The 18,648-nt window shown below is 72.1% G+C and carries 20 protein-coding genes; 11 read left to right on the forward strand and 9 right to left on the reverse strand.

Features of this window, described 5'->3' with window-relative positions; translation table 11 throughout:
- The first annotated feature begins 79 nt into the window (after positions 1-79).
- Genes ACFP1Z_RS10200 through ACFP1Z_RS10210 form a run of 3 tightly spaced genes read left to right on the forward strand, consistent with a single transcriptional unit; the run spans position 80 to position 3,713 of the window.
- On the forward strand, positions 80-985 hold the full coding sequence (locus tag ACFP1Z_RS10200) for an ABC transporter ATP-binding protein (RefSeq protein WP_390315679.1): 906 nt from the start codon (positions 80-82) through the stop codon (positions 983-985).
- A complete protein-coding gene (locus ACFP1Z_RS10205; protein ID WP_390315680.1) occupies positions 985-1,740 on the forward strand; it encodes an ABC transporter permease in 756 nt (251 codons plus the stop codon). The genes ACFP1Z_RS10200 and ACFP1Z_RS10205 overlap by 1 nt, the downstream gene beginning before the upstream one ends.
- Positions 1,737-3,713, forward strand: a complete 1,977-nt coding sequence (locus ACFP1Z_RS10210) for a TOMM precursor leader peptide-binding protein (protein WP_390315681.1) — start codon at positions 1,737-1,739, stop codon at positions 3,711-3,713. Before ACFP1Z_RS10205 ends, ACFP1Z_RS10210 begins: the two co-directional genes overlap by 4 nt.
- A gap of 92 nt (positions 3,714-3,805) precedes the next feature.
- On the opposite strand, the gene ACFP1Z_RS10215 is transcribed toward ACFP1Z_RS10210, so the two are convergent.
- Positions 3,806-3,982, reverse strand: a complete 177-nt coding sequence (locus ACFP1Z_RS10215) for a thiazolylpeptide-type bacteriocin (RefSeq protein WP_390315682.1) — start codon at positions 3,980-3,982, stop codon at positions 3,806-3,808.
- Between the two features lie 252 nt (positions 3,983-4,234).
- Here ACFP1Z_RS10215 and ACFP1Z_RS10220 point away from each other — a divergent pair, with 252 nt between their 5' ends.
- On the forward strand, positions 4,235-5,155 hold the full coding sequence (locus ACFP1Z_RS10220; RefSeq protein WP_390315684.1) for a CAP domain-containing protein: 921 nt from the start codon (positions 4,235-4,237) through the stop codon (positions 5,153-5,155).
- Between the two features lie 76 nt (positions 5,156-5,231).
- Here the strand turns inward: ACFP1Z_RS10220 and ACFP1Z_RS10225 are convergent, their stop codons facing one another.
- The gene (locus tag ACFP1Z_RS10225; RefSeq protein ID WP_390315685.1) at positions 5,232-6,623 is read right to left on the reverse strand and encodes an FAD-dependent oxidoreductase; all 1,392 of its coding nucleotides are present in this window, start codon (positions 6,621-6,623) and stop codon (positions 5,232-5,234) included.
- Positions 6,624-6,855: 232 nt separating this feature from the next.
- On the opposite strand from ACFP1Z_RS10225, the gene ACFP1Z_RS10230 reads away from it, so the two are divergent.
- From ACFP1Z_RS10230 to ACFP1Z_RS10245, 4 genes are all read left to right on the forward strand, one after another.
- Positions 6,856-8,151: a cytochrome P450 family protein gene (locus ACFP1Z_RS10230; protein ID WP_390315686.1), complete on the forward strand. Its 1,296-nt coding sequence runs from the start codon at positions 6,856-6,858 to the stop codon at positions 8,149-8,151.
- A 30-nt stretch (positions 8,152-8,181) separates the two neighbouring features.
- Positions 8,182-8,349: a hypothetical protein gene (locus ACFP1Z_RS10235; protein WP_390315687.1), complete on the forward strand. Its 168-nt coding sequence runs from the start codon at positions 8,182-8,184 to the stop codon at positions 8,347-8,349.
- A 122-nt stretch (positions 8,350-8,471) separates the two neighbouring features.
- On the forward strand, positions 8,472-8,750 hold the full coding sequence (locus ACFP1Z_RS10240) for a DUF1876 domain-containing protein (protein WP_390315688.1): 279 nt from the start codon (positions 8,472-8,474) through the stop codon (positions 8,748-8,750).
- Positions 8,751-8,797: 47 nt separating this feature from the next.
- Complete coding sequence (locus ACFP1Z_RS10245; protein WP_390315689.1) at positions 8,798-9,313, forward strand: DUF3515 domain-containing protein; 516 nt, start codon at positions 8,798-8,800, stop codon at positions 9,311-9,313.
- A 16-nt stretch (positions 9,314-9,329) separates the two neighbouring features.
- Here ACFP1Z_RS10245 and ACFP1Z_RS10250 read toward each other — a convergent pair whose 3' ends face one another.
- The gene (locus ACFP1Z_RS10250) at positions 9,330-10,151 is read right to left on the reverse strand and encodes an aminotransferase class IV (RefSeq protein ID WP_390315906.1); all 822 of its coding nucleotides are present in this window, start codon (positions 10,149-10,151) and stop codon (positions 9,330-9,332) included.
- A gap of 96 nt (positions 10,152-10,247) precedes the next feature.
- Positions 10,248-11,114, reverse strand: coding sequence for an AraC family transcriptional regulator (locus ACFP1Z_RS10255; RefSeq protein ID WP_390315690.1), 867 nt, complete (start codon positions 11,112-11,114; stop codon positions 10,248-10,250).
- 383 nt (positions 11,115-11,497) lie between these two features.
- Here ACFP1Z_RS10255 and ACFP1Z_RS10260 point away from each other — a divergent pair, with 383 nt between their 5' ends.
- On the forward strand, positions 11,498-12,259 hold the full coding sequence (locus ACFP1Z_RS10260) for a GNAT family N-acetyltransferase (protein ID WP_390315692.1): 762 nt from the start codon (positions 11,498-11,500) through the stop codon (positions 12,257-12,259).
- A gap of 181 nt (positions 12,260-12,440) precedes the next feature.
- Here ACFP1Z_RS10260 and ACFP1Z_RS10265 read toward each other — a convergent pair whose 3' ends face one another.
- From ACFP1Z_RS10265 to ACFP1Z_RS10285, 5 genes are all read right to left on the reverse strand, one after another.
- The gene (locus tag ACFP1Z_RS10265) at positions 12,441-13,616 is read right to left on the reverse strand and encodes a methyltransferase domain-containing protein (RefSeq protein ID WP_390315693.1); all 1,176 of its coding nucleotides are present in this window, start codon (positions 13,614-13,616) and stop codon (positions 12,441-12,443) included.
- Between the two features lie 6 nt (positions 13,617-13,622).
- Positions 13,623-13,766 carry a hypothetical protein gene (locus tag ACFP1Z_RS10270; RefSeq protein ID WP_390315694.1) on the reverse strand — a complete coding sequence of 48 codons (144 nt, stop codon included), beginning with the start codon at positions 13,764-13,766 and terminating at the stop codon, positions 13,623-13,625.
- Positions 13,767-13,808: 42 nt separating this feature from the next.
- On the reverse strand, positions 13,809-14,123 hold the full coding sequence (locus ACFP1Z_RS10275) for a hypothetical protein (RefSeq protein ID WP_390315695.1): 315 nt from the start codon (positions 14,121-14,123) through the stop codon (positions 13,809-13,811).
- The gene (locus tag ACFP1Z_RS10280; protein WP_390315696.1) at positions 14,120-14,353 is read right to left on the reverse strand and encodes a hypothetical protein; all 234 of its coding nucleotides are present in this window, start codon (positions 14,351-14,353) and stop codon (positions 14,120-14,122) included. The genes ACFP1Z_RS10275 and ACFP1Z_RS10280 overlap by 4 nt, the downstream gene beginning before the upstream one ends.
- 237 nt (positions 14,354-14,590) lie before the next feature.
- Positions 14,591-15,838 carry a helix-turn-helix domain-containing protein gene (locus ACFP1Z_RS10285; protein ID WP_390315697.1) on the reverse strand — a complete coding sequence of 416 codons (1,248 nt, stop codon included), beginning with the start codon at positions 15,836-15,838 and terminating at the stop codon, positions 14,591-14,593.
- Positions 15,839-16,255: 417 nt separating this feature from the next.
- Here ACFP1Z_RS10285 and ACFP1Z_RS10290 point away from each other — a divergent pair, with 417 nt between their 5' ends.
- On the forward strand, positions 16,256-16,546 hold the full coding sequence (locus tag ACFP1Z_RS10290; protein WP_390315698.1) for a hypothetical protein: 291 nt from the start codon (positions 16,256-16,258) through the stop codon (positions 16,544-16,546).
- A 170-nt stretch (positions 16,547-16,716) separates the two neighbouring features.
- Positions 16,717-18,624 carry an AfsR/SARP family transcriptional regulator gene (locus ACFP1Z_RS10295; RefSeq protein ID WP_390315699.1) on the forward strand — a complete coding sequence of 636 codons (1,908 nt, stop codon included), beginning with the start codon at positions 16,717-16,719 and terminating at the stop codon, positions 18,622-18,624.
- Positions 18,625-18,648: the final 24 nt, after the last annotated feature.

The raw sequence follows: 18,648 nt of genomic DNA on the forward strand, positions 1-18,648 counted from the left end.
CGTCATCCGTCTGTCATCCACCGCCTATCGAGTTCACCACACGTCGAGTTCACCAGTTGTCGAGCAGAGTTGAGGAAGCATGACCGACACGACGCCACCCGCCCTCGTCCTGGAGGGGGTGCGCAAACGCTACGGCGACGTCCAGGCCGTGGCGGGGATCTCGCTCACGGTCGGGCGCGGCGAGTTCTTCGGGGTGCTCGGGCCGAACGGCGCGGGCAAGACCACGCTGATCGAGATCATGGAGGGGCTGCGGGAGGCGGACGCCGGCTCGGTGTCGGTCCTCGGGCAGTCGCCCTGGCCGCGCCGGATCTCCCTGCTGCCGCGCATCGGCGTGCAGACGCAGAGTTCCGCGTTCTTCACGCGGCTCACGGCACGCGAGCACCTGGAGACGGTCGCGGCGCTGTACGGGGCCGGACACGGCGGTGCGGCGCGCGCGTTGGCGCTCGTCGGTCTGGAGGGGCAGGGGGACGTCCGCGTGGACGTGCTCTCCGGCGGGCAGCGGCAGCGGCTGGCGATCGCCTCGGCGCTCGTCCACGGACCGGAGCTGATCTTCCTGGACGAGCCGACGGCGGCGCTCGACCCGCAGGCGCGGCGTGCCCTGTGGGAGGTGCTGCGCGCGCTCAAGGGCGAGGGCCGCACCATCGTGTACACCACGCACCACCTGGACGAGGCGGAGGCGCTGTGCGACCGGGTCGCGATCGTCGTCGCCGGTGAGGTCGTCGCCCTGGACAGCCCGGCCCGTCTGGTGGACGCGGCGGGGGCGCCCTCGCGGCTGATGGTGCCGGAGGAACGCATCTCCCCCGAGCGCGCGCGGGAGTTCGCGGGCGTGGACCGGGTCGTCGTGGAGGGCGGCGCGGTCGTGCTGGAGACCCGGGAGCCGGGCCCGGTGCTCGCGGCGGTCGGCGCGGCCGTCGGCCTGGACGGGGTGCGTACGCACTCCGCGACCCTGGAGGACGTCTACCTGGAACTCACGGAGGGCACCTGATGAGCTCCTTCTCCGCTCTGACGACGGCCGGTTACCGGGCCTCGGTCCGCGACCGGACCACGGTCTTCTTCACCTTCGCCTTCCCGCTGCTCTTCCTCGTCGTCTTCGGACTGATCTTCCGGGGCAAGACGGTGGAGGCCAGCGGCCGGGGCTACATCGACTACATCGCGCCGGGCGTGCTGTCCTGGGGGGTGGGCAACGCCGCCGTGTTCGGGGTGGCGTTCACGCTGATGCAGTGGCGCCGGGACGATCTGCTGCGGCTGATCCGGCTGACGCCGACGCCGCTGGTGTCCGTACTGGCCTCCCGGTACGTCATCGCGCTCGTGATCGGCGCGGTGCAGACGGCGCTGTTCCTGGGGGTGGCGCTGCTGCCGGTGTTCGGGCTGCGGATGGCCGGCACGTGGCCGCTGGCCGTGCCGGTGCTGGTGTGCGGCATCACCGCGTTCCTCGCGATCGGCCTGGTGATCGGCTCCCGCGCGGACACCCCGGAGGCGGTCGCGGCGGTCGCCAACTGCGTGATGGTGCCGATGGCGTTCCTGTCCGGCTCGTTCTATCCGATCGACGCGATGCCGTCGTGGCTCCAGGCCGTCTCGAAGGCGCTGCCGCTGCGCTATCTCAACGACGGGATCTCGCAGGCGGTCTCGGGCAGCGCGAGCCTGGCAGGCATCGGGATCGCGTGCGGCGGGCTCGCCGTGTTCGCCGCCGTCTTCGGCGTGCTGGCGCTGCGGACGTTCCGGTGGAGCAACACCTCATGAGCGGCCCGCTGATCACCCGTCCCATGGCGGCCGCCCGGGACACGCTGCAGCGGGCCCTCGACGAGCGTTTCCGCGCCGCCGGCCACGGCCCCGACGCCGTGGCACCGCTCGTGGTGCCGGTCGGCGCGGCCGACGCGTTCCGGCCCGGGCACGACCCGTACGCGGAGGACCGCCCGCGCGCGACCGTGCACCTGACCGCGCAGGCGGCCCTCGTCGGCCCCTGGGGTGCCACCGGGAACGCCCCTGCGGCGTGCGGGAGTTGTCTGGCGCGCCGCTGGCAGCGGCTGCGGTCGCGTTCCGAGCGCGACGCGCTGGAGGTCGGGGCGCGCGGGACGGGCGCGGGCGTGTGGCCCGTGGTGACGGACTTCACGGCTACGGCAGTGTGGGCCGTGTACGAGGCGGTACTGCTCTCGGGCCGCCCGGCGGGCGCGGGCCGGCCCGACGGCCGGTGGCACTCCCCGCACGACCTGCCGCTGCCGCAGGTGACCCGGGTGGATCTGGCCACGCTCGGGGTGAGCACGCTGCCGCTGCTGGCGGAGCCGCTGTGCCCGGGGTGCGGGACCCTGGCGCCGGGCGGCACACCGGAGGCGGTGCGGCTGGAGTCGCGGCCCAAGCCCGCCCCCGACGCCGGCCGTCTGCGCGACGCGCGCGACTACCCGCTGCCCCACGGTGCCCTCGCCAACCCGGTGTGCGGGGCGCTCGGCGAGGACACCTGGATCAACGTGGCCTCGCCGACGACCTCGCCCGTCGCGGGCAGCGTGTTCGTGCGCACCTACGCGGGCCTGTCGGACGTCACCTGGAGCGGGCAGGCCAACTCGTTCGCCGACAGCCGCACCCTGGCCTACCTGGAAGGGCTCGAACGCTACGCGGGCATCCACCGCCGCCGCGCCGACGGCCCCCTCGTGGAGTCCTACGACAGCCTCGTCGCGCGCGGCGCGGCGGCCGTCGACCCGCGCGCGTGCGGGACGTACGCCGCGCGGACCTACCGCGACGACCCGATGGTCGCCCCCTTCGACCCGGCCCGCCCCATTCCGTGGGTGCGCGGCCACTCGCTGCGCGACGACCGTACGGTCCTGGTGCCGGCGCGCATGGTGCACTACGGGGCGGGCCGGGACTGCGACAACTTCGTCTTCGAGAGCTCCAACGGCTGTGCCACCGGCAGCTGTCCGGAGGAGGCGGTGCTCTACGGTCTGCTGGAGCTGATCGAGCGGGACGCGTTCCTGCTCGGCTGGTACGGCCGCGCCCGGCTCACCGGCATCGACCTGGCGTCCTGCGCCTCGGGCGCGGTGCGGGCGATGGCCGACCGGGCGGCCCTGCAGGGCTATGACGTGCGTGCCTTCGACAACCGCGTCGATCTGGCCGTCCCCGTGGTCACCGCCGTCGCCGTGCGCCGCGACGGCGGTCCGGGCACCCTCTCCTTCGCGGCGGGGGCCCGGCTCGACCCGGAGGAGGCGGTGGAGGCGGCACTCGCGGAGGTCCTGACGTATCTGCCGCATCTGGACCGGCAGGTGCGCGAGCACCGCGAGGAACTGGAGGCCATGGCCGACGACTTCTCCCGGGTGCGCGAACTCACCCACCACGCCCGGCTGTACGGGCTGCCGCGCATGGCCGGGTACGCGCGCGAGTACCTGGAGCCGGAGTCGGTGCGCACGATGGACGAACTGTACGCGCAGTGGCAGCACCGCCGCCCGCGCACCGGCGATCTGCGCGACGACGTGCGATGGTGCGTGGCGGAGCTCACGGACGCCGGGTTCGATGTGATCGTGGTGGACCAGACGGCGCCGGAGCAGGAGCGCATGGGGCTGCGGACGGTCGCCACGCTCGTCCCCGGGCTGCTGCCGATCGACTTCGGCTGGGACCGGCAGCGGGCGCTGGGCATGCCCCGGCTGCGCACGGCGTTCCTGCGCGCGGGCCGGCGGACGACAGCTCTGCGGGAGGACGAACTGCGGCTGGTGCCGCACCCGTTCCCCTGAGAACGGGTGCGGCACAGGCCGGGTACACACTGACGGGCTCTGCCGGTGCGCGACGCCTCGCACCGGCAGAGCCCTGTCCTCCGGCGCTCCGGTCAGGCGGAGCAGCTGGTGGTGCTCGTGGTGCTGGAGCAGGTCGAGGTGGAGCTGGAGCTGGTGGAGCCGGCGAGCACGACCTCGCTGGCGTCCGAGTAGTCCGAGATCTCGAAGGTCTCCGACTCCAGCTCCAGGATCTCCTGGGCGAGGGAGGCGAGTTCGGTCTTCTGCGTCATCGCGCTTCTCCTTGGCGTGCGAGTGCGAGTGTTCGTTGCCGGGCCAGTCCACACCCGCCCGCTGACATGTCGCTCGCACCTCGCTGACAGCGGATGTCAGCGGGCCGGGACAGTCGGCCGTCCGGACGGCCCGGACCGTCCGGCGAACGGACGTTGATCGGCTGTTTAGCGGGCCTTCCTAGCCTCGTCGAAACCGATCGACCGGGCCGTTCGAGAGCCCGGGACTCCGAACCGAGAAGAAGGACGGGCGTCATGCAGAAGTCGCTGAAGAAGCCGGTGAAGAAGTCGCACATACTGGGCGCTTTCGCCCTGGCGGCGATAGCCGTCACCGCCGTGCCCGCGACGGCACAGGCGGCACAGCTCTCCGGCCAGGTGACCGGCCTCGGTGGCAAGTGCCTGGACGTGCGGAGCGGCAGTACGGGCAACGGGACGCCCGTGCAGCTGTACTCCTGCAACGGCACGGACTCCCAGAAGTGGACCTACACCGAGCAGCCCGGTGAGGTCGGCGCCACGGTGACCGCGTTCGGCAAGTGCCTGGACGTCGCCTCCAGCGGCACCACCGACGGCACCAAGGTCCAGCTGTGGGACTGCAACGGCTCCGGCGCCCAGAAGTGGGTGCGTTACCTGGGCGACACCCTGGTCAACCCGCAGTCGGGCAAGTGCCTCGACGTCCCCGGCGGCAACACCGTCGACGGCAACGCGCTCCAGATCTACACCTGCAACGGCACGGACTCCCAGAAGTGGACGTTCGGGGGCACCTCCACCCCGCAGCCGGGCGACCGCGTCGAGCAGTTCAAGCGCGAGGTCTTCGACCGCGTCAACGCCTACCGCCAGCAGAACGGCAAGCAGCCGCTGCAGTGGGACAACGTTCTCGCGCGCACCGCGCAGGACGAGGCCGACGAGCAGGCCCGCCGGCAGCGGCAGGGCCACTACACCTTCGAGAACATCTACGACCGGATGCGGCAGTACGGCTACTCGCACCCGCTCGGTGGCGTCTGGGAGAACGCGGCGGGCGCGCGCGGCTTCTGGAAGGACCCGCAGTCGGTGGTCCAGGCGTGGATCGACGAGCCGGGCCACCGCGCCAACATCCTCACCGACTCCAAGTGGAGCGGTGTCGGCCTGACCGTCGACGGCAACGGCAACTACTGGTGGGCGCAGGACTTCGCGGGCTGACGCCGGACCGTGTGAAGGGCCGGGCGGATGACGGGGCTGCCCGGCCCCGTCATCCGCCCGGCGGGCGGGTGTCCGCTCAACCCGCCCGCGACTCCGGCTCCATGGGCGGCTCCGTCGGCGCCGCCGGCTCCGGGCCGAACAGCACGGCACGGGCGACGGCCGGCGCGAACAGGGCGCTCGCCGGGGTGTTGAGGTGGAGCACGCTGCGGAAGACCCGGCCGATCTCCGGGTTGCCGCAGGCGCGCCGCTGCAGCCGCTCCATGTACCAGTCGACGGGTTTGTCGAGGGTGCGCGGCCGCATCACGTTGCCCAGGGCGCCGGGCACGTTCTTGTCGGCTCCGGCGGAGATGTCCCAGGCCGGGCGCGCGGCCTCGGACAGGGCCCGCTGCACGCGGCGTGTGGTGGGCACCCGCCGCGGGTCGGCGAGGGCGTCGCGCAGCGCGAGCGCCGAGAGCGCGGACACCGCGAGCCCCTGCCCGTAGACGGGGTTGAAGGCGCACAGGGCCTCGCCGGTCGCGAGGAAGCCGGCCGGGCGGCGGCCCGGACGGTCGTAGCGGCGGCGGGTGTTGGCGGTCTTGCGGAAGCCGTGGATCGGGCCGGCCGGTTCGGCCTCGCGCAGCCAGTCGTGCACCAGCGGGTGCGGCAGGGTGGCGGCGAAGTCGCGGAAACCGGCCTCGTCCGTGGGCGGTTCGCTGCCGCGCAGCCCGGAGAGGATCAGCGACCAGCGGTCGCCCTCCAGCGGCATGAGCACCGCGCCGCTCTGCTGCCGCGCGTTGGACACGATGTAGACGCCGCGGAAGCCGAGCGCGGCGTCGGCGGGGCGGGCGTGGTAGAAGCGGGACGCGTAGGCGAGGCCGGTCTCCAGGTACTCCTCGTGCGGGGGTTCGGCGCCGATCGCGGCGAGCCAGGCGGGGGCGCGGGAGCCGCGCCCGGTGGCGTCGACGACGAGGCCGGCGTCGAGGACGTACTCGCCCTGGCCGACGGGGTGGGTGCCGCGCTCGCGCAGACGCACGCCGCGCACCCGGCGGGCGTCCCCGGCGAGCCCGGTCGCCTCGGTGTTCTCGACCGTCTCGATCCGCGGGTTCTTCAGCACCCGCTCGCGCACCGCCCAGTCCGTGAGCGGGCGGGATCCGGTGAGGATGTAGCCGGTGGAGGGGGTGCGCCGGATCCAGCGGCCGTTCTGCCACTGCACGATGTCCTCGGGCATGCCGACGCGGGGCGAGCCCTGGGCCGCGAGCTCGTCGAGGATGCCGGGCAGCAGTTCCTCCAGGGCGCGCTGGCCGCTGTCGAGGAGGACGTGCGTGTGCCGGTCCTGCGGCACGCCGCGGCGGTGCTCGGGGCCCGCGGGGAAGCGGTCGCGCTCGACGAGGGTGACCTTGTCGGCGTGCGCGCTCAGCACGTGCGCGGCGAGCAGCCCGGCGGGACTGCCGCCGACGACGACCGCGTGCCGTGTGGATGCCGTTGTCATGATGCCCACCCCTGTCGCGTGTGTGGTTCCGCTGTCGTGTGTGTGGTTCCGCGTTGTCGACGATCACCGTAACGGGCACGGCGGACAAGCGTGCGTACGGCCCCCTGGCCTGACCGAAAAGGGTTTTGACGGTGCGTTACACGCTCTTGAAGGTTCCCGGGCCCCGGGCTACAGTCCCCGTTCCCGCCGGTGGGCCCGCCACCGGCGCGGCGGAAACCGACCGAGAGAGCCCATGAAACCCTCACCCCTCACCTCCGGCTGCCCGTACGCGCTCGACCCGACGGGCTCCGACCTGCACGGCGAGGCGGCCCGGCTGCGCGCGCTCGGCCCGGCGGTGCCGGTGGAGCTGCCCGGCGGGATACGCGCCTGGTCGGTGACCGACACGGCCCTGGCCAAGCGGCTGCTCACCGACCCGCGGGTGTCGAAGGACGCCTACCAGCACTGGCCCGCCTATGTGGCGGGCGAGGTCCCCGAGCAGTGGCCGCTGCGGATCTGGGTCGACGTGCGCAACGCGCTGACCGCGTACGGCGCCGAGCACACCCGGCTGCGGCGGCTCATCGGCTCCGCGTTCAGCGCCCGCCGCGTGCGCGCGCTCGCGCCCGCCATCGAGGACATCACGGCGGAGCTCCTGGACGAGTTGGAGGGACACGGCGAGGGCCCGGTCGACGTGCGCGCGCTGTTCGCGTGGATGCTGCCGCTGCGGGTCGTCAACACGCTGCTGGGAGTGCCGGAGCCGATGCACGACGCGTTCCGCGCCGTCGTCGGCGGCTTCTTCGCCACCGACTTCACCGAGGAGGAGGCGATGGAGAACGGGCGGGCCGCCTACGAGCTGCTGGCCGCCCTGATCGCCGCCAAGCGCGAGACGCCCGGTGACGATGTGACCAGCGGGCTCATCGAGGCGCACGACGACGAGACCGGGACCTCGCTGAGCGAGCAGGAACTGCTCGACAGCATGCTGCTGCTGATCGGTGCCGGGCACGAGACGACCGTCAGCCTCCTCGACCACGCGATCGTCAACCTCCTGTCGCACCCGGAGCAACTGGCCCTGGTGCGCGAGGGCCGCGCCGAGTGGACCGACGTGATCGAGGAGTCCCTGCGGCACAACTCGCCGGTCGCCCATGTGCCGTTGCGCTTCGCCGTCGAGGACATCGAGGACGCGGAGACCGGTGCCGTCTTCCGGCGGGGCGAGCCCATCCTCGTCAACTTCGCGGCGGCGGGCCGCGACCCCGCCATCCACGGCGCGGACGCCGGCCGCTTCGACCTCACCCGCCCCGCGCGCCGCGAGCACCTGGCCTTCGGCCACGGCACGCACTTCTGCCTGGGTTCGGAACTGGCCCGGCTGGAGGCCCGGATCGCGCTGCCCGCGCTCTTCGGCCGCTTCCCCGGCCTGGCCCTCGCCGTACCGGCCGAGGAGCTGCGCCCGCAGGAGTCCTTCATCACCAACGGCCACCGCGAGGTCCCGGTCTCCTTGTCCGGGGGCTCCCGGCCATCGAACAACAGCGCAAAGCGGCGCACAAAAACCTTGTGATCACGGACCGGCGCACAGCAGTCTGCACACATGTCTGACATCCCCGAACACTGCTCCCGCTGCTGTCCCGTCGAGGTCACGGAGCCGGAGCCGGTCGAACCACCGCCCCCCACGGTCTGGCTGTTCGCGGCCGTCGGGGTCGCGGTGCTGGTCGGGGCATGGGCCGGGGTGATGTGGATCGCGGCCCAGCTGTTCTGAACACCGCGCGGTCCGCCCGGGGGCACCCCGTGCCCCGTTCGCCGTGCTCCGGGATGCGTCCTGCCCCTGCCCGTGCCAGCGTGGGCGGGGGCAGGGTGCGTACGCGGCCGTAAGGAGCTCCCGTGACCGGCACGAAGAGCTGGGACATCCACATCAGCATCACCGAGCACGACCACACGGTCACCGCCGAGGCCCGGCTCCTCGGCCGCGAGCCCGGCGGCGGCATGGTCGGCGAGGGCACCGCCCGCTGCAACCCCGGCGACGAGAACGTTCCCGCCATCGGCGACGAGCTGTCGGTGGCCAGAGCCCTCAACCGGCTCGCGGACCAGCTGATCGACTGCACCATCAAGGACATCGAGACGCACACCCACGAGAAGGTGCACGGGCTGGAAAGCCGCTGAAGCAGCACGGCCGAGCAGGGTGCACAGGGGGTGCGTAAGCTCGACGGATGATCCCGCCCCGCCGCCGCCCGTCCCTCCTGTGCGCCGCCCTGGCGCTGACCACGGCCGCCGGCTGCGCGTCCGCCGAGGAGACCGCGGCCCGCCCGGCGCCGCACCCGACGGGACGGCAGGCGCAGTACTGCCGGGCACTGGCGAAGGAACTGCCGGACAGCGTCGGCGGGTTACCGCGCCGTACGCCCTCGCGGGAGGCGTCGGAGTTCACCGCCGCGTGGGGCAGACCCGGGAAGGCGACGATCGTGCTGCGGTGCGGCGGGGACAAACCGGCGGTTCTGACGCCGGACGACGCGCGCTACGACCCGTACGGGCCCCGCTGGGAGGTCGCCGGCATCGACTGGATGCCCGAGCAGCAGCCGGATGGCGGCGTCCGCTGCACGGCCACGCGCCGGGAGGCGTGGGTGGAGGTGACCGTGCCCCGGGAGTACACCGGGGAGGGCGGGGGCCTCGACATGCTCACGGGCGTCTCCGAGGCGATCAGGAACACGGTGCCGTTCGGACAGCTGTGAGTGCCGGCTGCGAGTCTCAGCGGAGCGGTTCGCCGAGGACACGGGCGTAGGACTCCCTGAGCCGGTCGAGCACGGGCGCGGCCTCGTCGGCGTCGAACCGGACGTCGTCGACAGCGGCCACGCCCCGCACCCCGACGGCGGCGTTGGTGGCGAAGGCCCCGCGCATCGTACGGACGTCTTCGACGGTGACCGGGGCAACAACATGCTCGTTCCCCTTCTGCCCTTCCCGCCCTTCCCGCCCTTCCCGCCCTTCCCGCAACAGGGCCATGGTCACTCCGGGCAGCACCTCGGCCTCGGGCCACACGACGGCGCCGTCCCCGCGGACGAAGCCGACGTTCCACGTCCCGCCCTCCGAGACGAGCCCTCCGGGCCCGGTGAACAACGCGTCGTCGAACCCGGCGAGTTGAGCGGCCCGGCGCGCCCGCAGCGTCCCGAACAGCCCGACGTGCTTGACGGCGGGCGCGTCCCGCACGTACGGCACGGTCTTGACCCGCAGCGGCGGCAGCCCGTCACCGCCGGCCGCCGCCCTGACGGTCACGAGCACGTGCGGAGTCGCGTGCGCGGCGGGCCGCCCCAGATCGATCCCGGGATCGAACACGGTCACCCGCACCACACAGCTCCCCTCCCCCGGCACCACCCGCGCCACGAGCCCCCGCACCCACTCCGGGTCCAACTGCGCCCCGAACACCTCCCGGCAGTCCCGCCCCAGCCGCTCCATATGCAGCCCCAGCCCCCGCACCCGTCCGTCGTCGACCCGCATCGTGGTGAAGTGCCCGTAGTTCGTGAGCGCGAGCGCCCGCAGGGCCTCGGGAGCGGCGGGCTGTCCGTTGAGTTCCATCACGGGCTCAGTGTGACAGCCGGGAGGGGATCGGCGGGGTTGCGCTCGGGCCGCGCCCGCGGGGGCCGGACCTCCTCCCCCGCGGGGCCACCGTGTTCAGCCGCGTTCCGGCTCCACCGGCAGCCACAGCTCGGCATCCGCCTCCGTCTTGTCCGCCGACAGCCGGGTGCGCAGGATCTCGGGGCCGGAGCGGCTGCGGTACGGGTTCGACGGGAACCACTCGGTGAACACGTCCCGCCACAGCTCCTGAATGGCCCGCGGCGCCGGGCCGGAGGTCGTGAAGACCGCCCAGGTGCCGGCCGGGACGGCGAGAGTACTCATGTCCTCGGGGGCCGGAGCGGCCGTGAGCACCCCTTGCCAGTAGTCGAGTTCGGTGCCCTCGGCGCGGCTGGGGTCCAGGTCGTCGCAGACCGCGACGATGCCGTGCGGCTCCTGGTCCGACAGCTTCTCCAGGCGTCCCAGGGTCTCCCGGTCGATCCCCCGGACGAAGTCCACGATCGCCTGGTTGGGCCCTGAATGCACCAGGGGTATCCGGGCCTTGAGCCCGACGACAGTGAAATCCGGCTTGTCCACAACCCGGTAACGCATACTGCTGCTCCCTTCGACAACGAGACGGAAGGCCATCCGGGGCTGGGAGCTGAGCACGGCGCCCGTGCGCCGCGCCTCGCCCGGGCCGACGCCGTGCACGGCACGGAACGCCCGCGCGAACGCCTCCCCCGAGCCGTAGCCGTACCGCACCGCGATCTCCAGCAACGTCTCACGCCCCGCGAGCACCTCGGCCCCCGCGACGGTGAGCCGGCGGCGCCGCACGTACTCCGACAACGGCATGCCCGCCAGCGCGGAGAACATCCGGCGCAGGTGGTACTCCGAGGTGGCCGCGGTACGCGCCAGCTCGGCCACGTCGATCTGCCCGTCGAGACGGCACTCGATGTGTTCCATCGCCTGGTTCAACCGCTCCAGCACGCCCGGTGCCCCTTCCTCTTCCTCTTGACGACCACCACGCTAGGCGGCGCCCGCGACGCGGGACCCGACATTCTGTGCCCGATGGAGTCGGGTACGTACGGTGGGTGGCCTGCCCGTCGCTGTCAGTACGGAGCTCAGGGACCTCCGGAGGGCACGGACCTCCTCGCCACCGCACAAGAGCGGGCAGATTTGCACGGGGCCGGGGGCGATGTGCAACAGTGGGACCTCCGGTTCGCCGGCCGCTTCGCCATGCGCACAGCGGCCACCGGAATTCCCCACATCTCCCAACCCCGAACAACGGTTCCGGCCCTGCCCTGCGCGGATCCGGACCGTCCGCCCGCCCGTCCGTCCTTCCCCACAGAGGAATCCTTCCCCGGAGAACGATGCAGGCGACGACCTTTCCTCCCCAGACCGTGGACCTGTTCACCCAGGGCCTGGAGCAGCAAACCGGCGCGGCCCTGCTGCGCTTCGGCGCCGCGCGGCCACGCCCCGCCGACCGGATCGGCTGGTCCGGCGACGGCGCGGTGGCCTGGCTCGACGAGCCGCGCGGCCACCTGTGGAGCGTCGGCGAACCGACCGCCGCAGCCGGCCTCACCCTCCGCGCGGCCCACCAACTCCCCGGAACGGTCGAGGAGTTCACCGGACCACGGGGCACCGACGTGCTGCTCGGCCGCCATCTCCCGGTGACCGACCCGGTCGCCTGGCTCTTCCGCTGGACGCTCGACGAGCCGCCGCTCCACCCGGCGGAGAAGCGGGTGACCGAGCTGGACGGGACGCACCACGACGAACTGCTCGCCTTCCTCAGCGAGCACAGCCCGGCCCACTCGACCGGGCCCGGCTCCCCGGACGTCAGCTTCTGGGCGGGAATCCGCGACGCGGACGGCCGGCTCGTGGCATGCGGTGCCATGAGCAGTCTGCGGGACAGCGGCGCGCCACTGATGGCATCCGTCGCGACCGACGCGGCCCAGCGCGGCCAGGGCCTCGGCGCGGCACTCACCTCGTGGCTGACCCGGTACGCCGTCCGCCGGTACGGCTTCTGCACACTGTGGCAACTCGCCGACAACCCCCCTGCGGACCGGCTCTACACCCGCCTCGGCTACCGCAACGAGGACCCCTGCGTGGCCGCGCGGATCAGCACGCGCTGAGCGGCGGCTACGGACCGGACCGCGCTCGATGGCCTGTCCCAGCCCGTTACAGCTCGGCGCAGAACACGAAATTCTGGTGGGCGACGGGCCTGTCGGCAGTCCCTCCGGGCTCCTCGTAGCGTGAGAAGGCCCCGGCCAGCGCTCGGGAAGGAACACCGGCCAGGGCCGTTGGACGGAGCGGCTATGCGCTCGGGCGGGGTACCGGATTGTCCGGGGAATCGAGCCAGACCCGTTCGCCGTGCTCGTCCACCGTGAGTCCGAAGCGATCGAAGCCGGGTCGGTGGGTCTCCTCCCACCAGCGATACGCCGCTTCCGTCTCGTCCCACAGTTTGCGCGGACCGGACTGGACGACCACGTATTCGTTCGCCCCTGGCTCGTAGTCAGCCGAAGCCCACGACTGGGTGTCGGTACTGTACGTCCACAGCGTGTAAGAGCCGTCGTCGTACCGCTCGGCCCGCCAGAACGCCCCGGGCACGTGCAACCCGATCACAAACTGTTCGAGCCACCCGCCGATGTCAGCGGGGGAGAGCGCGGTCGCGCTCTTGGTACCGTCCGCGGGCCAGTCCTGCCCCTTGAGGTAGGCAACGAACGGAGGGCGCTCCGTGCGCTGCTGTCGCAGGCGCATGAAGGCACTGGAACGGGTGAAGGGGCCACTCGCCGTGCCGTCGCCGCCGACGACCAGACGCACGATGCACTCACCGCCGTAGTCCGTCCCCCACGGGGCGACGACGACCCCGCCGGGGCGAGTCTGCTCGATCCATGCCCGGGGCACTTCCCCGATTGAGCACGTGGCAATGATCCGGTCGAACGGGGCACTGCTGGCGTGCCCCAGGCGGCCGTCTCCCACAAGCACCAGGGGTGCCAGGCCGGCACGCCGAAGGTTTTCCACGGCGCCTTCGGACACGTCCTCGTCATACTCGATGCTGATCACGTTCGCGCCGCCCAGCCGATGACACAGAAGTCCCGCGTTCCAGCCCGTACCGGTGCCAATCTCCAGTACACGCTGGCCTTCCCGCACGTCCAGGTCAGCGAGCATCGAGAAGACCATGCGCGGCATCGAGCTGGAACTTGTCGGCGTAGTGCCCAGGCCGTCCCCGATGTGCTCTCCGTCATCCCACTGCGTGGTGAGAGGTATGTCGGAGTACACCGCCTTGAACCATGCCTCGGGGTCTTTGGCGCGGTCCACCAACGCCGTCTGCCGCGTGCCGTCCGCGATGCCCGGCCAGATGCGGTCAGGCACGAACAGCTCACGGGGGACCGCTTCGAACGCCGGCAGCCAGTCGGACGTCAGAGCGCCCGCTTCAACGAGCGCAGAGGCGAGCCCCGAAGGACCCGCCTCCTGTGTGCGTGTCGTCACGTGCGCCTACTCACCCGTCGCGGGGCCGGAACCGTCAGAGGTGTTGCCGCCCTCGTCCGAGCCACCACCACCGTGCTTGGCACCGCTGCTGCTGTCGTCCTGCTGGCTTCCGCCCTGCCCGTCTCCGGACCCTCCACCATGCTTGCCCATGGACTGCTCCCTCGTAGTCGGGTTGATGATCCGTGCAACCTGTCAGCGGGTAGACCGTTCGCGTCGAGCGAGTCGGCCCGCCAGGACCGACCCCGGCGGGGGCGTGACAACCGTGGGGCACCGGGAGACTTCCAGGAAGAACCGGTGTCCGCTGCCCTCCGCGTGGGCCTTCTGCTGCTTGTCGGCCTCGTCCTTGTCGTCCAGGACACTGAACGACCACCCGCACGGCTCCGGGTGCTCTTCGTGGTCTTCGTCGGCACCGTTCAGGTTGTCCCGGCAGACGACCACGTACTCAGCGGACGCCTTCGGGTCCGGGGCCGTCGTCCAGTCGGCGAACAGGAACGTCTGTCGACTCACGCGGTCACCGCCGGGTAGGCCCTGCGCCGCTTGCCCCTGCTCTCGGCGACCCTGAGCGCGTCGCCGAGCGCCTCGTACAGACGGGCCACCAGGTAACGCAGTTCCCCGTCCGACAGCTTCGGTACGCCCAAGGTCGCGTTGACGTGCTGCAACAGCTCAGCGCCCACAGCGAGTTGTACGGCCTCCTTGTCGTCGGCGAGCGCCGACAACCACCCCCCGCCATCGGTCACGAGGTAGCAGGGTCGGCCGTCATCCGCCGCCCAAGGGAGTAAGCGTGCGACCCCCGCCGCACCGTCGGCAAGATCCCGCCTGCGCTGGTGATCGGCTTCCGTTCTGTGCACCATCTTGGCCCCTGCCCTGCTCGACTCCGGGATACCGCGAAGCTATGGCCACAGAACCTCTCAATCCAGCGCTGTAGCGCGGTAGTTGGAACCGCGATCGCTCGGATCTACCGCGCTACACAGCAGCTAGCCCAGCACACCCAGGTGGGTGGCCATGGCTCGCATCTCGGCGGTGAGCCTGCGCTTACGGCGCTGGACGATCGCCACCATCACGTCCTGCGCCATGCGCTGGTGCCGGATCCACTGCGGGTTGGCGTAGTCCACGGCCGTCAGCCGGTCGAGTGCCTTGTCGTGCTCGCCCACCTTGACGAATGCCGTCGCCACGGTGAGCCGGTGCCGGTTCCATTCCTTGTCCGTCTCGGCAATGCGGGCCGCCTTCATGGTGTGATCCGAGAACCGGGCCTTTCCGGTGGATTCGTCAATCACTCTGTACGGGTCGCCGTTCTCCGAGATCAACTCGTCCTCCAGCCCCTTCATTCCGGCAACTGCGGTATCGAACCGCCCGAACCGGTGCCGGGTATCGGGGTGCCTGCCCAGGGCAGCAGCGGCGGACTCGGCGATCCGGCGGGCTTCCGCGCTGTCGTCGGGGCGGTTGTTGCGGACAGCAGCGGCAGCCGCTTGCAGGGCGAGCCAGCCCCACACTGCGAGCCTTTCCGGGGGCGCCTTCGAGATACGCGGCTCCAGGTGGTCCGCCGTCTCGACAGCCGCTCGCTCCGCGTCGTCGAAGCGCCCTTGCCTCAGCAGAAGCCACGACATAATGACCACGGCATAGCCGGCGGTATCCATGTCATGTACCTCTTGCGCGTCGTGAATCGCTCCGGACAGCGCGTGATAGGCGAGGTCATATTGCCGAACCTGTGTGAGGTACCGGCCACCCAACAAGTACGCCTCTGCACGGGCGGACAGCGCCTTTGTATGCTCCTCCCCGTTGTCGAAGTAAGCGACAGCGGAATTGGCGTCCCGGATGATCTGAGGCATCTTACCGGCCACAGAACCGAAGTTGTCCGAGTCGTACGCCGCCGACCCGGTGCGGATCACATCCAGCAGCGCAGAGAGGTCGGGTTCCTCATCGGGCCTTTCGGTTCCGCCGTGGGTGATTCCCAGAGGCGGGGTGAGGGCGCTCCGCAAATCGGCGAGCCCGACGCGCGTCGGGTCTTCGCCCCGTACGGGCTCCGGTGTGTCCGAGGCCATGAGTTGAGAGGTCTTCACATGCAGTGCGCGAGCCAGAACGTGAAGGGTTTCGATGCGGACGCTTCCGCCCTGCTCCAGCTTGGCGACAGTGGAGGGAGCGAGGCCGGCGGCGTAGGCCAACTGCTCCTGAGTCAGCCCCCGTAGCCGCCGGTGCTTCCTGACGTTCTCCCCTAGAGCGCTCATGATCCCCGCCTGGTGCGTGTGGTGACGTGCTCTTGTCCGCCCAGCGTACGCCCGGCCGGCATCCTGGACACACGGAAGGCCTCCGCACCAACCCTGACAACGGCAGCCACGGGGCCAGGAGTTGCGACCGGTTTCAACCTCCGCCAAGTGCTTTACGCTGGCGGTCAGAATCGGGGCTCCAGCTTCTCGTACGGGCCTGATCGCCATGCTCCTGCTCGCAGGTGACTACGATGACTACGAGTTGAGCATCGACCGGGTGCCCACTGTCCACGCCACCGCAGGCAGAGAGGACGACACACGGGGGTACGGGCCGCGCGCCCGTACGGCACAGGACGACGGCCTCGGTGCGCTGTGCGGGGCTCCGGGCACAGTGCTGCGTGGGATGCCGGGGAACTCCTGGCGGGAAAGGAAAGCCGCATGAGAACCCCTCCCACCGACCCTCCCCCCGCGCCACAGGACGTGGGCCGCAGCGCCACCGATGTGCGCCAGGCTCTCCCGGAGGGCATGCGCCCCCGGTTCGACGAGGCTCTCGCGGATGCCACCCCCGGTGAACGCGCCCACGTTCTGGCCCTCTGGCGCGGCATCGCCATCGGTGCTCAAGACCCCACCCTCGACGAACAGATCCGACGTATCCGTCAGGGCACCGAACCGACCCACACCTGGGAAGAGGTCCAGCGGATGCGCCCCCGCCAAACCGGCACCCCCTGAGTGGGAAAACCGGATTGCGGATACAGCGACCGATATCCCGACCGATCCCCCACCGCCCGGCACCCCCTAGCGTCATCGCCCACGACCCGGCGCGGCGTCCGGCAGGCCGGCCACCGGTCCGTACGCGCCGACCGGGCCGCCACGCCCCCACCCCCAGGATCAGGTTCACGATGACGCATGCGCTGGAGTTCTCGATTCTGGGCCGCCCCCGTGCCTGGCTCGACGGTGAGGCCGTCCCGCTGGGGCGGCCCCAGCAGCAGGCGACGCTCGCGATGCTGCTGATGCATCGCGGGACGGCGGTGTCGATGGGGCAGATGGTCGACGGGGTGTGCGGGGAAGCGCCGCCGTCGCGGGCGCCGCACATGATCCGCACCTATGTCTGGCGGCTGCGGCGGGCGTTGAGAGGAACCGCCGGTACGGCGTCCGGTACGGCGGACCCCGCGTCGGCCCCGGACCGCGACCAAGTGATCGTCACGGCCGGGAACGGCTATCTGATCCGCGTCGACGAGGACCGTCTGGACGCGGCCCGCGCCGAGCGGCTGGAGCGGCAGGCAGCCGCGTGCCGGGCGCAGGATCCGGGCAGGGCACAGCGGTTGCTGGCGGAGGCCCTGGCCCTGTGGCAGGGGGAACCGCTGGCCGGGGTGCCGGGCGCGTTCGCCGCGCGGCAGCGGTTGCGGCTGGAGGAGCAGCGGCTGCTGCTCCTGCACCGCCGGCTGGAGGCCGAACTCGCGCTCGGCCGGCACAAGGACGCCGTGCCCGAGCTGCTGCACCTGACCGAGACGTATCCGCTGCGCGAGGGCTTCCGCGCCCAGCTGATGCTCGCGCTGTACCGGGCGGGGCGGCAGGCGGAGGCGTTACGGGTGTACACCGACACCCGCGAACTGCTGGACACGGAACTCGGCATAGCCCCCGGGCCGGAGCTGCGGGATCTGCATCTGCGGATCCTGGGCGCCGATCCCGCGCTGGCCACCCCGTCCCACGGGGCCCGGCCCCCGGTACGGGCCGCCTCCCGCCCTCCCGTCCCCGCGCAACTCCCCTGCCCGCCCGCCGACTTCGTCGGCCGCGCCGGCCAGCTGGAGCGGCTCCTGTCCCTCCCGGACGAGGAGGGGCGTACGGGCGCCGCCGTCGCCGTGGTCTGCGGCATGCCCGGAATGGGCACCTCCGCGTTCGCGCTGCACGCCGCGCACCGGCTGCGCCCGCACTACCCGGACGGCCAGCTGTACGCGGACCTGCGGGAGTCGGCCGAACCGGCGCTCGTACTGCGCTCGTTCCTCACCGCGCTCGGGGTGGCACCGCTCCCCGCCGACCCCGAGGAGCTCGCCGCCCTGTTCCGCTCGGCCCTCGCCGACCGCCGTCTCCTCGTCCTCCTCGACAACGCCCCCTGCACGGCCGAGCTGAGACCCCTGCTGCCCGCCGGACCCGGCTGCGCCGTGGTGATCGCCGGACGCGGACCGCTGCCGGGCCTCGCGGGCGCGACGCGCGTGCACCTCCCGCTGTTCGGCGAGGAGGAGGCACTGCGCCTGCTCTCCCGCGTGGCCGGGCCCGACCGCGTCGCCGCCGAACCCGACGCCGCGCGCCGCCTGGTGACCGCGGCGGCCGGGCTGCCGCTCGCGGTGCGCTCCCTGGCCGCCCGCCTCGCGGCCCGCCCCGCCTGGACGCCGGCGTCGCTCGCGGCCCGTACGGGCGACGAACGACGCCGGCTCGCGGAACTGCGCGTCGGCGATCTGGACGTACCGTCCGCGTTCGCCGCCGACTACACCCGGCTGGACGCCGAACACGCCCGCGCCTTCCGCCTCTTCGCCCTGGCGGCCCGCCCCCACCTCCCCGCCGACGCGGGCGCCGCGCTCCTCGCCCGTACCACGGAGCGGGCGGAAGCCCTGCTGGAAGCCCTCGTCGACGCGGGCCTGCTGACCTCCCCGGCCCCGGGAGCCTACGACTGCCACCCGCTGCTGCGCCTGTACGGGCAGGAGCGCTGCCGCGCCGAGGAGACCGGTTTCCAACGGGAGGCGGCGTTGCGGAGGTTGCGGGAGTACGAGGCGCGGTCGCCGCTGGCGGCGGTAGTGGCGCTTTCGGCGTAGGTACTGTCGGCCTAGGGGTTTACG

It is taken from the genome of Streptomyces gamaensis, assembly GCF_042656465.1.
Lineage (GTDB): Bacteria > Actinomycetota > Actinomycetes > Streptomycetales > Streptomycetaceae > Streptomyces > Streptomyces gamaensis.